Here is a 13,144-nt window from a genome sequence, read left to right on the forward strand (position 1 = left end):
CCGCTCTCGCGAGGGACCTTCTTCCGTCTGTGCGCCGCCAGGGACTCGAACCCCGGACCCGCTGATTAAGAGTCAGCTGCTCTAACCAACTGAGCTAGCGGCGCCTGCTGACGTCGTAGACCTTAGCATCCTGATCGGCGGGAGGAAAAATCGATACCCGCACCCCCGCGGAGGCCTTCGCGCGGACCGCCCGTACACACGCCCACAGCAGGACCTCCGGGCCCGGGAGCCAGGGCCGGCGGGTGTCCGGGGCGACCACCCAGCGCGGCTCGGAGGCGGTGTTCGCCGGGATCAGCGGCGGGACGGTGACGGCGTCGCCGGTGCCGTGGCACAGCAGCGGCGGGACGGAGTCACCCCACTCCTCCCAGTCGAGCAGCGACGGCAGCCGCTGGGCCGTGCCGGGCGCGGCGAACAACATCATCCGGCCCCGGTGCACAGCGACCGGTCCGGACCCGGGGCCCTCGGCCCACAGCCGGTCCAGCATCCGCCGGCCGAAGATCGAGGGCACGGTCACCACGTCGAACACCGAGCCGCAGGGCAGTACGGCGGGGGCGGTCGGCCGCGCCTCCCACTGGGCGAGCGCCGACCGCGGGTACGTCTCCGCCGAGGCGAGCCAGCCGGCGCCGGGGGGCGTCACGCGGGCCGCGGCGCGGTCCTCCTCGTCGGCGGCCACGTGCGTCAGCAGGGATGGGTCTCGAAGCCATGCGGTCATGCTTCATGCTTACCGGGGGTGACACTGCAATTTCACCGGGTTGGCAGAAACAAGGACAGGACGGGGCGGAGAGGAGTATCTTGCGCCGTCGGCATATGCGAGGTGATGTTGACGGGCCCCTCGCCCCCACTCCCCGTAGCGGCGGCTTCGCGCCCGTGCCCCCGCGGGCGGGCTACGTGACAGCGCCGCGCAGGAGCTCGTCGCCGAAGTCGATCATCTTGCGGGCGTAGTCCTCCGTCCAGCCCGCCCGCTCCGCGATGTCCGCGGGCGTCAGCCGGTCGAAGCGGCGGGGATCCGCCAGCTGGGCCGCCGCGACGGCCTGGAACTCGACCGCCCGGTCCGTCGCCGCCCGGAAGGCGAGTGCCAGCTCCGTCGCACGGGTCAGCAGCTCGCGAGGGTCCTCCATGGACTCCAGGTCGAAGAAGTGCTCAGGGTCGGCGGCAGCCTCCGACGGCTCGAAGAGCAGCGGGCCCGGCCGCATCCTGCGCTCGGTCGTCCGCTCCGGTTCCGCCATGTCCGTACTCCTCCTCGTCACGGCCCGCGCCCCGGACCGCCATCCATTGTCCCGCGCCGCGCAAGACCGCCTCGGGCCGATCAGGGGCGCCAATGCACCCGGTGTTCGGCCAGATGTGCCAGCACCGCGTGATTCGCCTCCCAGCCGTCCGGGAACTTCACGGTCACGCCCAGCTGGACCGGCTCCGTGGACGGGTGCTCGTCGAGCAGCTCGCCCACACCGGCGCGGCACACCACGATGCAGGCGTGCCGGTGCCGGGAAGCGAGGACGCACAGCCGGCCGGTCTCCAGGTGGAACGCCGTCGCGTCGGGCCGGCCGGACAGGGGGTGGAGTACGACGGTCACGTCGTACTCACGGCCCTGGAGGCGGTTCGCGGTGTCGACCGTGACGCCGGTGACACCCAGGTCCGCCAGTGCGGCGCGCACCGCCGCGGCCTGGTCGCGGTGGGCCGTGCCGACGGCGATCCGGTCCGCGGTGAGGGGCACCGGCTCCTCGGACCGCTCCGAGACCGCCGCGCCGCCACGGTCCAGCAGCCGGCGGACCACCAGCGCCACGGCCCGTACCGCCTCCGGATCGGTGCGCGGCGTGTGACGCGCGGGAAGCTCCAGCAGCCCCCAGCCGGAGGCGGCCGCCTCGTCGAGGACCCGGTCGGGCCCGGACCCGTCGGACGGCACACCGAAGGAGAGCCGCCGGTCCCCGTCGCCCGTGCCGCTGCGGAACGGGGTGTACGGGTAGAACGCGTCGGACACCAGCGGCGCCGCGGAGGCAGGCAGCCGCCAGGAGACCGGCAGCCGGTGCTGCGGCAGCTCCGGGTTGTGCGCGAGGAGCGTGGAGACGGCGCTCGCGGACGGGTCGTAGGAGAGCCCCGCCCACTGCTCGGCACCGACGACGGAGAACGGATCCAGCTGGCCCGGGTCGCCCACGAAGAGCGCACGCTCGAAGAGCCCGGCGACGGCGAGCAGCGCGTCGGAGCGCATCTGGTACGCCTCGTCGACGATGGCGTGCCCCCAGGGCTCGACGCCCTGCACATGCGCCCACTTGGCCGCCGTGGAGATGACGACGTCCAGCCCGGCCAGGTCGCCCGCCTTCGCCGACTTGCGGACGTTGTCCAGCTCGTCGAGGGCCTTGTCGTACGGGTCGGAGTCGTTCGAGTGCAGACGGCCGACGGGCATCCCCGGCTCCTTCTCCGCGAGCCGCAGCACCAGGTCGTCCACCTGCGCGTTGGTCTGCGCGACGACCATCAAGGGCCGGCCCGCGGCCGCCAGTTCGAGTGCCGCCCGCACCACCAGGGTGGACTTGCCGGCGCCCGGCGGGGAGTCGACGACGACACCCCTGGCAGAGCCGTGGAGGGTGTCGGTGAGGATGCCGGCGGTGGCACGCGCGGCCTCCGCGGCGGGATCGAACGGCGCCGTGGAAACCGGTGCGGCGGAATCCGGCGCCGTGGCCGAAGGGAACGGCGGGGCGGGAGGGGGTGTCACAGGAGGTCCTCCGGGGTGACGAGGTCCGGGATCTCGGCCGTGTCGGAGCGCGGCGGCCCGCCGTGCGTCCACGGCGTCTCCTCCGGATCCGGCAGCTTCGGCCCGCCCCGCTGGTCGTGCTCGAACAGGGTCCAGGCGATACGGTCCCCCTTGGCCGGCACCGACCCCTCCGCGGGGTCCTTGGCACGGCCCATCCGGTCCATGACGCGCAGCACCAGCGTGCCCTCTCCCTCGTACCGCACGAACTCGGCCGTCTGAGGTCTTCCTTCCAGCGAGCGGAACACCTTCACCCGCTCGCCGAGGTGTGGACGGTCGTCCGTGCGGACGCTCACCAGCGGGCGGGGGCTCGGCCGCTTCGACTCGGACCAGGCCATCTCCACGTCGATCACCTCCGACAGGAACGCCTCGCCCGCCAGCCGGCGGCCCGCCAGCACCAGCGGATCGTCCAGTGCCTCCTGAGCCTCCAGCTGCGCCTGCGCCGTCTCCCGCGCGGCCAGCTTCTGCGCGGCGGTCACCGCGTCGTCGCGCCGCGGCTGGGGCGGCTCACCGGCCCGGACCCGGTCGCGGTGGGCGGTGAACGACCAGCGGTCACGGGTCCAGCGGTCCTCGACGCGGGAGCCCTCCGGCAGCGCGCGCATCAGCTCGACCGTGCGCCACACGGCGGACCAGGTGGGTCGCATCTGGTCCTCGACCAGGCGCCGGATCTCGCGCTCAGCACGGTGCAGCTCGCCCAGCCGCTCGTCGGCGCTGCCGCCGTCCTCGGCCGTCGCCAGCAGCTGCCGGGCCCGGTCGTAGCGCTCCATCGCGGGCGCCAGCCGCCGGTTGTCGAAGACCGGATCGGTCGCCGGCCCCGCCGGCGGGCACAGCAGCATGCCCTCCCGGTCGCGGCCCAGCTCGGCCCGGAGCGCCGCCTCGGCGCCGGACCCGCTGTCCGGCCCGTCGCCCGCCTCGATCCAGGCGAGCAACGCGCCCAGGTGCTGGTCCTCCAGTGAGGACTGGCCGGTCGCCCAGTGTCGGTTCAGCAGATCCGTCGCGGCGAGCAGCAGGGAGGAACCCGGGACCCGGGCCCGCTCCCCGAAGTGGGTGAGCCAGCGGCCCAGCAACGGCACACGCGGCGGCGCCGGGTAGGGCGTGTCCGGGTCCTGCTCGGCCGTACGACGGAACCGCATCGAGCGCCCCAGCAGCCGCACGAACTCCACGCCCGCCCGGCTCGGCACGATCAACTGCGGTGCGTCCGCGCACAGTTCGACCTCGACGGTGACCCTCTTGCCGGTCTCCGCGTCGGTCTCCTTGCGCTCGACGTGCTCCACCTCGTCGCCGAAGCCGTCCAGATACGGCAGGACCACGTCGGCCAGCTCCGCCAGGAACGCCGAACGCAGGTCGCGGTCGCGCGGCTGGGCCACGACCAGCAGCCGCGGCTCCTTCGGGTCCGTCCCCACCAGCGCGCCGAGCGGCGCCCCGGCCTCACCGGCGGTCGTCAGCGGCACGAACACCAACGGGCGTTCGGACACCCGCCGGTGGCGGACCGTCGCCAGCGGCTGGGCCCGTCCCCTCTCGACCGCCTCCAGCCGGGCGAGGGTGGCGATCAGCGACATGCGCCGGCCTCCTGCCCCGCCGCCGCGCCCTGCTGCGCCAGGTCCGCCTCGGCCAGCGCCTCGGCCCGCAGCGCGGCCGCCCGCCGGAGCGCCGCCACCGCCGGGTCGGCCGGGTCCCCGGCCTCGCCGCGTGCCGCCGCCAGCACCTCGCCGATCGTCGTCAGCCCGCCCAGCTCACCGCGGACCGACCGGCCCAGCGTCTCCACCGCACCGGCCTGCCTGGCCCGGTCACGGCAGTGGAAGGCCAGCTCGCAGGCGGCGAGGCACTCGGGCGCGTACGCGTGCGGGACGGACTCGACCGCCGCCGTCAGCTCGTCCGCCGAACAGCCCTCGAGGTCGAAGGTGACGCCCTCGGGAAGCCCGGCCGCGATGTCCTCGACACGGGTGAGCCTGGCCAGCTGACGGCGGGTCACCGACAACTGCTTGCGCACGTCCACGGCGGACGCGGTCGGCAGGTTGGAGAAGTCCTTGGGGCAGACCAGCAGGATGCTGTGCGCGACCCGCGCGCCGTCCGTGACGGCGGCGACCCGCTCCAGCGCCAGGACGTACACCGCCGCCTGGCGGGCGGCCGCACCCACCTTCGACGCGTCCGCCGACGCGTCGACCATCGGGAACGACTTGATCTCCACGACCGTCCACCGGCCGTCGGGATGCACGACCACCGCGTCCGGCTCCAGATACGCGGGCGAGCCCGCCACCTCCAGGGCGAGCAGCGGGTGGTCGAGCAGCGTCCACGCCCCGGCGGCTGTCGCCTCGCGCAGCGCCAGCGCCGTACGCGCGGCACGCCCCTCGGGACCGGCCGCCGACAGATCCGGCACCAGGGCACCCGCCGGGTCGTCGAGGCCCAGCAGGCGCAGCAGCTCCTTGCCGCCGTCGGCCTTCACCTTCGCCTCGAAGGCGTTCCCGCGCATGAAGGCGAACTGCGACTGCCCGAACGTCCCCGGAGCACCCAGCGCGGAGGCGAGCGCCGCCTTGTCCACCCCGGCGCCGTCCAGCAGCGCCCGGCGCCGGCACCCCGGGTTGGCGGCGAGGGCCGCGAGGGCGCGGGCGTCCAGCGGATGGGGCTGCGCGGCAGGGCCCCGCAGCTCAGCGAGCCGTTGCCGGAGTGCTGTCGTCGGCGCCTGCGGAGGGGGTCCGCTGCCCAGGGATTCGCTCACCCGCGGAAGTCTCGCATCCGCCACCGACAACGGGGGAGACGGAGACCGCCGCGGTGGGGCGCGATCCGCCGGTGAACCGTTCGCGCGTGTGATCGGCCAGACGCATGGCGGGCCTGGTCAGCAGCGCCCCGGCGCACATGACGGCGGCGCCGGCGACCGCGTCGAGGAAGTAGTGGTTGGCCGTGCCCATCACCACGACCGTGGTGAGCAGCGGGTAGGCGACGGCCAGCGTCCGCACCAGCGGCGTACGGCCGTGCCGCCACAGCATCACACCGACCCACAGCGCCCAGCCGACGTGCAGGCTCGGCATCGCCGCGTACTGGTTGGTCATGCCGCCGAGCCCCCGTGGGGCGCTCGCCTCCGCGCCCCACCAGCCGTACGAGCTGTACTGCGCCATCGTGTCCACGAACCCGTGGCCGGCGTCCAGCAGCCGCGGAGGACAGGTCGGCATCAACGTGAAACCGGCCAGCCCGAGGAGCGTCGAGAGCATCAGCCAGGTGCGGGCCGCGCGGTAGTGGAGCGGGCGGCGGCGGAAGAGCCACACGAGGACGGCGGGGGTGACCAGGTAGTGGAGCGAGGCGTACGCGAAATCGGCGGGTATGCCGAGCGCGGGCATCTCCGTGAAGAGACGGTTCAGCGGATGCTCGGCGTTGAGCAGGAGTGCCTTCTCGGCCCGGAGTATCGCAAGTCCGTTGTCGACGGCAGTGGAGACATCGCCGCGGGCGAGGAGCCGGCCGGCCGAGTACGCGGCGTAGACGACGGCGATCAGCAGCAGCTCGGTCCACCAGCGAGGCCGGTGGCGAGGCGCGGTCTGCGGCATCCGGTCGGTCTCCGTCTCCGGTCGGGATCACTCGTCCGGGGAGGGGGACGCCCAGATCGTCGCGGAGGTTGCCCGAAGTTCAGGTGCGGGATGATGGAGCGACATTCGATCGTGAACTTCAGGAGAGCTCCCCATGGCACCGCGGATCCTGCTCGCCCGGCACGGCCAGACCGAATGGTCGCTGCTCGGAAGGCACACCGGCAGGACGGACATCCCCCTGCTCGAGGAGGGCCGGCGCGGAGCCAAGCTGTTGGGCGAGCGGCTCCACCGGGCGCCGTGGTCGGGGCTGGAAGAGGTCGAGATCCGCACCAGCCCCCTGATCAGGGCGAGCGAGACGTGCGCGCTGGCGGGCTTCGGGGAGCGGGCGCAGACCTGGGACCCGCTGATGGAATGGGACTACGGCGCGTACGAGGGCCTCACGCCGGCCGAGATCCAGGACCTCCAGCCCGGCTGGCTCCTGTGGAGCGACGGCGCGCCCGACGGCGAGACCCTCGCGGACGTGTCCGCGCGCGCGGACGAGGTCGTCGAATGGGCCCGCTCGGCCGACCGCGACGTGCTGGTCTTCGCCCACGGCCACATCCTGCGCTCCATCGGGGCGCGGTGGCTGGGCGAGCACATCTCCTTCGGGGCGCGCATCCGGCTGGATCCGACGAGCCTGTCGGTGCTGGGGTGGGCGTACGGGGAGCCGGCGATCGAGCGCTGGAACGACACGGGGCACCAGGAGGGATGACGGCGGGGAGCCGCCGCGCGGGCTCGTCCCCACCCCGCCCCTTCCCGAACCGGGGCTCCGCCCCCTCACCCGGCACCGCGCTCCGCGCGGTGCTTCCGGGGCTCCGCCCCTACGCCTGGCGGCCTGGGGGACCCCCGCGGGACCCCACGCCTCAATCGCCGGCGGGGCGGGAAACGTCCCCGTAGGCCAGAGCCGTCGGCAGCGCTGGAGCCGTCGGCGAGGCTGGAGTTGCCCGGCAAGGCCGCAGTGTCTCCGCCGACGGGCTGAAGTGCCGCGCAGCGGCGTTTTCGGCCCGTCCGGCGCTCGAGGACACCGCGCGACGCGCGGTACGGGTCCGGGAAGGGGCGAGTAGGGGAACGGCCCCGCTCCGTGGGGCGTCAGGCGTGGCGCGTCGCCGTCTCGCGGTGGTGGAGGAAGGTGGAGACCGACGGCGTGCGGCGGTGCGGCAGGAGGACCTCCGCCGTGTCCGCCAGCAGCGCGTGGATGCGGGACGACCGGACCTCGCCCAGCAGCTCGAGCACCTGCTCGCCCGCCGCTGCCGCCTCCTCCGGCTCGCCCGCCCGGGCCAGGTCCACGGCCAGCTCGGCGCGGTACAGCGCGAGGTTGCGGGTGAAGCGGCGGTCCTGGAGGGTCGCCGCGCGACGGGCGTGGCGGGCCGCGCGTGCCCATTCGCCCAGCGCCGACCAGCACTGGGCCTGGAGCGCCTCCAGTTCGGGCTCGGCGAAGAAGGACATCCACTCGGGGTCGGCGTCCGAGGCGCCGCGCCCGAAGTGTGCGTGTGCTCTTGCCAGCGACTGCTCGCAGCCGGCCCGGTCGCCGAGGCCCGCCCAGCCGCCCGCCTCCCGCAGCGCGAGCAGCGCCAGCAGCCGCGGGGAGGCGACGAGCCGGGCCGCCTGCTGGCCGGCCTGTGCGGTGCGTACGGCCTCACGGTGCCGGCCCGCGTCCCTGGCGAGGAACGACGTGTTGCAGAAGGCGTGCGCCTCGAGCGCCGGGTCGCCCGCCACGCGCGCGGTCGCGAGGGCCTCCGCATAGTGCGAGCGCGCGTCCTCGAGACGGCCGGAGTCGTGGGCGAGCCAGCCCACCGAGATGGCGAGTTCACCGGCGCCGGTGTGCAGCCTCTGGGCCGTCGACCTGCGGGCAGGCGTGCCCGCGTCGAGCAGGGCGTACGCGGCCCTCAGCGGCTGGGCGGCACGGCGGTACAGACCGTCGGCGCCGTGCCGGTCGTCGAGCAGCCGGATACGGCGTACGGCCTCCTCCACGGCGCTGACCTCGGCCTCGCCGACTCGCCGCGGGTCGGGCAAGGATCCGGGGCCGAGCCCCAGGGACGCGGCCGCCACCGTGGCGGAGCCGCTCGTCATGAATGCGCGACGCAGCACGTCGCTCTCCTCGTCGCTGTCGCTTTCGCTGCTGCCGAGGGGAAGCCGGCAGCAGGGGTGGTGCGGAAGGGCCGGGTCCGCGGCCCGGTCCGGCGGCGGTGACGCGGGCGCGGCCCGGTTTCCCGCGCCGCGCCCGCGCACCTGTTCCCGGGCGGTGAAGCCCAGGTCCGTCAGCGCCAGGCCGGGGAACATGTGCAGGAACACCCGCTCGTACGCGTAGTTCGGGCAGCGGATCTCCCCGGACTCGACCCGGCCGATGTAGCGCGCGTCGCAGGAGACCTGCTCGCCGATCTCGCGGGCCGCCCGTCGTACGGCCGTCGCGAACTCGCCCGGCGAGCGGTGTCCGCGCAGTGTGCGGAAAGCCAGGTTGGGTACGGGGGCAGGAACCGCCCGTGATGCCTTTGACGATGACGCCATGGCCGAGGCCTCTCTTGGTGCGGCCGTGTTCCGGCGGGGCAAGAACGTACCTGCTGTGACAGGGCCTTCACACAGGGTTTGACAACAAAAGGGACATCTCGCCGGTGTTCTGCCATGAACTGCCATCCTTTGCGGCGGCGTGCCGCCGTAGCCCTTGACGCGTACGGGCGTTGAACCGTACGGAGGCGCGTTACGTGTCTCCACTCGAGCGAGGAGGGGATCCCCTTGTTGGAGGTCGGCATGGAGACCAGCGCGACGCCCTCGACCACGGCCGGACACCGGCCGACCCCGGACGGCAGTGCTCCGCCCCTCTGCGACGTGGCGGTGCCCGGCGGGCCGGCAGCGCCGTGTGACCTGGTGACCGTTCCCGCCCGGCAGGGCCTCGAGGCGGTGGACATCCTTCGCCGCGCCGCCGCGCCCGCGGTCGGGCCGGTGCTCCACGACGGGGCCTGCGACACCCTCGGCTTCCTCGTCCCGCCGGGTACGGCCGACGCATGGGACATGCCGGGCAGCGCCTGTACACAGACCTCCGGCCGGGGCCTGCGCATCCCGGCGGGATCACCGGTCACCGGGTCCGGGTGGCTGCTGCCGCCCGGTGACGACGCGGGCACCGTCACGGACCCGGTGGTCCTGCGCGAGGCGCTGGGGGAGGCGGCCCGTCTGATCGAGGCGGCGGACAACTGCCGCTGAGGCCCCCCGGCTCCCGGCGGCGAAGGCCCGGACGCGGGGGGTCCACGGCCGGGCGATAATGGAAGCGTGGCGAAAAGCAAGCGGCGTGGGGGCGGTGGACCGGAGTCCGTCGTCGCTGCCGTGGACGGCGGACTCGCGGAGCTGATACCCGACCGGGAACGCCCGCGCGGCTGGACGCTGCTCATCGACGGTGCGCCGCAGTCGCACGTGGATCTCGACGACCCGGCGTATCTGTCCTTCGAGTACCAGCGCCGGCTGGGCCACGCCGTGGACCTCGCCGCGCCTCCCGGGCGTCCCCTCCAGGTCGTGCACCTCGGCGGCGGGGCGTTCACCCTCGCCCGGTACGTCGCCGCCACGCGCCCCCGTTCCACCCAGCAGATCGTCGAACTGGACGCGGCCCTCGTCCAACTCGTACGCGCGCACCTCCCCTTGGATCCCGGCGCGCGGATACGGGTCAGGTCGACCGACGCCCGGGCAGGTCTGGCGAAGGTGCCGGACGGCTGGGCGGACGTGGTCATCGCGGACGTGTTCAGCGGGGCGCGCACCCCCGCGCATCTGACCAGCACGGAGTTCCTCGCAGAGGTGCGCAGGGTGACGAGGTCCGGCGGCAGCTACGTCGCCAACATCGCCGACGGGCCGCCGCTCGCGCATCTGCGGGCCCAGATCGCCACCGCCTCGGCCGTCTTCCCCGAGCTCGCGCTGGCCGCGGATCCGACGGTGCTGCGCGGGCGTCGCTTCGGCAACGCCGTGCTGCTCGCCTCGGACAGGGAACTGCCGGTCGCCGAGTTCACCCGCCGCGTCGCGAGCGACCCGTTCGCCGGGCGGGTCGAACACGGGCGGGCGCTGGCCGACTTCACCGGCGGGGCGGCGCCCGTGACGGACGCGAGCGCCAAGCCGTCGCCGGTGCCGCCGCCCGCCGTGTTCCGCTGACGTCCCACGCCGACCGTGATGCTCAGCGCTCGTCGAACTGCACCATCGGAGGATGGCCGTTCCAGGTGCAGAACACCGACACCTCGTGACCGTCCTGCGTGAACGTGACGCGGATCCACGTCGGCTGCGTCCACACCTGCATCTGCCAGCCCGCCGCCGGGGTCGCCGAGACGAGCTCGGCCGCGCTGTCACCGATGTCGAAGACGACCCGGCCGCCCTTGACGTTGTAGCCCTTCACATTTCCGGCATCCGAAGGGGGCGGTGGTGAAGGCGAGTTCGGCGGGGGGTCCTTCTTCGGGGGCGAGGTGGGAGGAGGCGTCGTCGGCGGGCGCCTGCTCGGCGAGGGGGACGGGCTCGGCGGGCGCGCCGTCGACGACGCCTGCGGCTTCGCGGCCTGCGCCGTCGAGTTCTGCGCGGTGATGGGAAGAGCGCGCGGCCGGTCGTACGCGGTTCCGGCCATGACCGTGTGGACGCCCCACCACGACAGCGTCACCGCCGCGCCGGTGGACAGCGACCAGGCCATGGCATGTACAAGTCCTCGATGCATCCGGGCCATAGTGCACCACCCGTCCCCGGCTTGTCCCGAACGGGACCGGCGTACTCCGGATGGCGTACGGTGCCGCCCATGGCAAGTGTGCTCGTGGTCGAGGACGACCAGTTCGTGCGCTCCGCCCTCATCAGGCACTTGACCGAGGCCTCCCACACGGTACGGAGCGTCGGCACGGCCCTCGAGGCGCTGCGCGAGGTGGCCCATTTCCGGTTCGACGTCGTCATCCTCGACCTCGGACTGCCCGATCTGGACGGCGCGGAGGCGCTGAAGATGCTCCGCGGCATCACCGACGTACCCGTGATCATCGCGACCGCGCGGGACGACGAGGCCGAGATCGTACGGCTGCTCAACGATGGTGCCGACGACTATCTGACCAAGCCGTTCTCCGTGGAGCACCTGTCGGCCAGGATGGCGGCCGTACTGCGCCGTTCCCGGGCAGCGGGCGAGGCGCCGCCCTCGCGGGTGATCCAGGTCGGCGGCCTGTCCATCGACCCGCTGCGCCGCCAGGCCGAACTGGACGGCGACCGCCTCGACCTCACCCGCAGGGAGTTCGACCTGCTGGCGTTCCTCGCCGGCCGGCCGGGGGTGGTCGTCCCCCGCAAGGAGTTGCTGGCCGAGGTCTGGCAGCAGAGCTACGGCGACGACCAGACCATCGACGTCCATCTGAGCTGGCTGCGCCGCAAACTCGGCGAGACCGCGGCGCAGCCGCGCTACCTGCACACGCTGCGCGGAGTCGGAGTGAAGCTCGAGCCACCGAACGGACACCGGTCATGAGATGGGCGCTCGTCAAGGTCTCCCTGGCCGTCACCGTGATGGTGGTGCTCGCATTCGCACTGCCTCTCGGCATCGTCATCAAGGAGATGGCCCGCGACCGCGCCTTCTCCAACGCCGAGCGGCAGGCCGCGACGATCGGCCCCACCCTGACCGTCACCACCGAACGCCGCCCGCTGGAGCGGGCCGTCGAGTCGACCCCGGCCGGTGCGGTCGGCCGGATGGCCGTGTACATCCCGGCGTCCGGCGAACCGGGCAGCCTGCCGCTGGAGATAGGCAAGCGCCGGGCGGCGAAGAAGGACCTGGCGACCGTCGAACGGATCGGCCGCGCCTCGATCACCGAGGTGTCCGGCGGCTCCGCGCTGCTGCAACCGACGGCGATCGGGACCGGTCAGATCGCCGTCGTCGAGATCTTCGTGCCCGAGGGGGAGGTCTCCAACGGTGTGGACACCGCCTGGCTCGTCCTCGCCGGCGTCGGCATCGCGCTGATCGTCGGCTCCGTCGCGGTCGCCGACCGGCTCGGCGTACGGATGGTGCAGCCGGCGCAGCGGCTCGCGGGCGCCGCCCACGACCTGGGGGAGGGCCGACTCGGGGCCCGCGTCCCGGAAGAGGGGCCGCCAGAACTGCGTTCCGCTGCCGCCGCGTTCAACTCCATGGCCGACCAGGTCGTCCAGCTCCTGGCCAACGAGCGCGAGCTGGCCGCCGATCTCTCGCACCGGCTGCGGACCCCGCTGACCGTGCTGCGGCTGAACGCCGCGTCGCTGGGTGAGAGCACTGCCGCCGAACAGACCCGGGCGGCCGTCGCGCAGTTGGAACGCGAGGTCGACACCATCATCCGCACCGCCCGTGAGGCCAAGCCGCAGACGGCGGCGGCCGGACCCGGCGCGGGCTGCGACGTCTCGGAGGTGGTCCGCGAGCGGATGGGATTCTGGTCGGCGCTCGCGGAGGACGAGGGCCGCAAGGTCCGGCTCGCCGGAGTGGACCGGCCCGTACGCATCCCGGTCGCCCGCCCCGAACTCGCCGCCGCACTCGACGCGCTGCTCGGCAACGTCTTCCGCCACACCCCGGAGGGCACGGCCTTCTCCGTCGACGTGCACAACAGCGACGACGCGGTCATCGTGCTGGTCTCCGACGCCGGTCCGGGCATCGCCGACCCGGCGGCCGCCATGGCCCGGGGCAACAGCGGGGCCAGGGACGGCTCGACGGGTCTGGGCCTGGACATCGTGCGCAGGGTCGCGGAGTCCACGGGCGGCGACGTACGGATCGGCAGGTCCGTCCTCGGCGGCACAGAGGTACGGATCTGGATCGGCCTCGACCCCCGCGAAGCCGCCCGCGGCCGGCGCCGCAGCCGGCACCGGGGGCGGGTCCAGCGCCGTCGCAGGACCGCCCTGCGATAGCGCACGG

At 73.8% G+C, this 13,144-nt stretch carries 13 protein-coding genes and 1 tRNA gene; 5 read left to right on the forward strand and 9 right to left on the reverse strand.

Annotated elements, in window-relative coordinates:
- Positions 1 to 30 precede the first annotated feature (30 nt).
- The 7 genes from ACIPJI_RS00945 to ACIPJI_RS00975 form a co-directional block, all read right to left on the reverse strand.
- Positions 31 to 104 (reverse strand) — tRNA-Lys (locus ACIPJI_RS00945).
- Positions 95 to 712, reverse strand: coding sequence for a bifunctional DNA primase/polymerase (locus tag ACIPJI_RS00950; protein WP_307706575.1), 618 nt, complete (start codon positions 710 to 712; stop codon positions 95 to 97). Before ACIPJI_RS00950 ends, ACIPJI_RS00945 begins: the two co-directional genes overlap by 10 nt.
- Positions 713 to 884: 172 nt before the next feature.
- Positions 885 to 1,226, reverse strand: coding sequence for a hypothetical protein (locus ACIPJI_RS00955; protein WP_307706574.1), 342 nt, complete (start codon positions 1,224 to 1,226; stop codon positions 885 to 887).
- Positions 1,227 to 1,306: 80 nt separating this feature from the next.
- Positions 1,307 to 2,590 (reverse strand): AAA domain-containing protein, encoded by a 1,284-nt coding sequence (locus tag ACIPJI_RS00960; protein WP_356623122.1) that lies wholly within the window; start codon positions 2,588 to 2,590, stop codon positions 1,307 to 1,309.
- A gap of 110 nt (positions 2,591 to 2,700) precedes the next feature.
- Positions 2,701 to 4,299: a hypothetical protein gene (locus ACIPJI_RS00965; RefSeq protein WP_402243758.1), complete on the reverse strand. Its 1,599-nt coding sequence runs from the start codon at positions 4,297 to 4,299 to the stop codon at positions 2,701 to 2,703.
- Positions 4,290 to 5,456 (reverse strand): hypothetical protein, encoded by a 1,167-nt coding sequence (locus tag ACIPJI_RS00970; protein WP_402243759.1) that lies wholly within the window; start codon positions 5,454 to 5,456, stop codon positions 4,290 to 4,292. The genes ACIPJI_RS00965 and ACIPJI_RS00970 overlap by 10 nt, the downstream gene beginning before the upstream one ends.
- Positions 5,386 to 6,276, reverse strand: coding sequence for a phosphatase PAP2 family protein (locus ACIPJI_RS00975; protein WP_402243761.1), 891 nt, complete (start codon positions 6,274 to 6,276; stop codon positions 5,386 to 5,388). Before ACIPJI_RS00975 ends, ACIPJI_RS00970 begins: the two co-directional genes overlap by 71 nt.
- Before the next feature lie 133 nt (positions 6,277 to 6,409).
- Here ACIPJI_RS00975 and ACIPJI_RS00980 point away from each other — a divergent pair, with 133 nt between their 5' ends.
- Complete coding sequence (locus ACIPJI_RS00980; protein ID WP_159691764.1) at positions 6,410 to 7,006, forward strand: histidine phosphatase family protein; 597 nt, start codon at positions 6,410 to 6,412, stop codon at positions 7,004 to 7,006.
- A gap of 377 nt (positions 7,007 to 7,383) precedes the next feature.
- Here ACIPJI_RS00980 and ACIPJI_RS00985 read toward each other — a convergent pair whose 3' ends face one another.
- Positions 7,384 to 8,799 carry a tetratricopeptide repeat protein gene (locus ACIPJI_RS00985; protein ID WP_402243763.1) on the reverse strand — a complete coding sequence of 472 codons (1,416 nt, stop codon included), beginning with the start codon at positions 8,797 to 8,799 and terminating at the stop codon, positions 7,384 to 7,386.
- Positions 8,800 to 9,039: 240 nt separating this feature from the next.
- Here ACIPJI_RS00985 and ACIPJI_RS00990 point away from each other — a divergent pair, with 240 nt between their 5' ends.
- Both ACIPJI_RS00990 and ACIPJI_RS00995 read left to right on the forward strand, forming a co-directional pair.
- Positions 9,040 to 9,489, forward strand: coding sequence for a hypothetical protein (locus tag ACIPJI_RS00990; RefSeq protein ID WP_307706569.1), 450 nt, complete (start codon positions 9,040 to 9,042; stop codon positions 9,487 to 9,489).
- A gap of 66 nt (positions 9,490 to 9,555) precedes the next feature.
- Positions 9,556 to 10,419 (forward strand): fused MFS/spermidine synthase, encoded by an 864-nt coding sequence (locus ACIPJI_RS00995; protein ID WP_356623082.1) that lies wholly within the window; start codon positions 9,556 to 9,558, stop codon positions 10,417 to 10,419.
- Between the two features lie 22 nt (positions 10,420 to 10,441).
- On the opposite strand, the gene ACIPJI_RS01000 is transcribed toward ACIPJI_RS00995, so the two are convergent.
- Positions 10,442 to 10,975, reverse strand: a complete 534-nt coding sequence (locus tag ACIPJI_RS01000) for a hypothetical protein (RefSeq protein WP_402243765.1) — start codon at positions 10,973 to 10,975, stop codon at positions 10,442 to 10,444.
- 69 nt (positions 10,976 to 11,044) lie between these two features.
- Between ACIPJI_RS01000 and ACIPJI_RS01005 the strand changes: the two genes are divergently transcribed.
- Together ACIPJI_RS01005 and ACIPJI_RS01010 are read left to right on the forward strand one after the other, a co-directional pair.
- A complete protein-coding gene (locus ACIPJI_RS01005) occupies positions 11,045 to 11,743 on the forward strand; it encodes a response regulator transcription factor (protein ID WP_307706566.1) in 699 nt (232 codons plus the stop codon).
- Positions 11,740 to 13,137: a sensor histidine kinase gene (locus ACIPJI_RS01010; protein ID WP_402243766.1), complete on the forward strand. Its 1,398-nt coding sequence runs from the start codon at positions 11,740 to 11,742 to the stop codon at positions 13,135 to 13,137. The genes ACIPJI_RS01005 and ACIPJI_RS01010 overlap by 4 nt, the downstream gene beginning before the upstream one ends.
- Positions 13,138 to 13,144: the final 7 nt, after the last annotated feature.

It is taken from the genome of Streptomyces sp. NPDC086835 (assembly GCF_044745705.1).
GTDB lineage: Bacteria > Actinomycetota > Actinomycetes > Streptomycetales > Streptomycetaceae > Streptomyces.

What these genes read in the sequence shown, in the direction of transcription:
- ACIPJI_RS00950 (WP_307706575.1), bottom strand. Translation starts at nt 712, where the DNA reads ATGACCGCATGGCTTCGAGACCCATCCCTGCTGACGCACGTGGCCGCC.
- ACIPJI_RS00955 (WP_307706574.1), bottom strand. Translation starts at nt 1,226, where the DNA reads ATGGCGGAACCGGAGCGGACGACCGAGCGCAGGATGCGGCCGGGCCCG.
- ACIPJI_RS00965 (WP_402243758.1), bottom strand. Translation starts at nt 4,299, where the DNA reads ATGTCGCTGATCGCCACCCTCGCCCGGCTGGAGGCGGTCGAGAGGGGA.
- ACIPJI_RS00975 (WP_402243761.1), bottom strand. Translation starts at nt 6,276, where the DNA reads ATGCCGCAGACCGCGCCTCGCCACCGGCCTCGCTGGTGGACCGAGCTG.
- ACIPJI_RS00980 (WP_159691764.1), top strand. Translation starts at nt 6,410, where the DNA reads ATGGCACCGCGGATCCTGCTCGCCCGGCACGGCCAGACCGAATGGTCG.
- ACIPJI_RS00985 (WP_402243763.1), bottom strand. Translation starts at nt 8,799, where the DNA reads ATGGCGTCATCGTCAAAGGCATCACGGGCGGTTCCTGCCCCCGTACCC.
- ACIPJI_RS00990 (WP_307706569.1), top strand. Translation starts at nt 9,040, where the DNA reads ATGGAGACCAGCGCGACGCCCTCGACCACGGCCGGACACCGGCCGACC.
- ACIPJI_RS01000 (WP_402243765.1), bottom strand. Translation starts at nt 10,975, where the DNA reads ATGGCCCGGATGCATCGAGGACTTGTACATGCCATGGCCTGGTCGCTG.
- ACIPJI_RS01005 (WP_307706566.1), top strand. Translation starts at nt 11,045, where the DNA reads ATGGCAAGTGTGCTCGTGGTCGAGGACGACCAGTTCGTGCGCTCCGCC.
- ACIPJI_RS01010 (WP_402243766.1), top strand. Translation starts at nt 11,740, where the DNA reads ATGAGATGGGCGCTCGTCAAGGTCTCCCTGGCCGTCACCGTGATGGTG.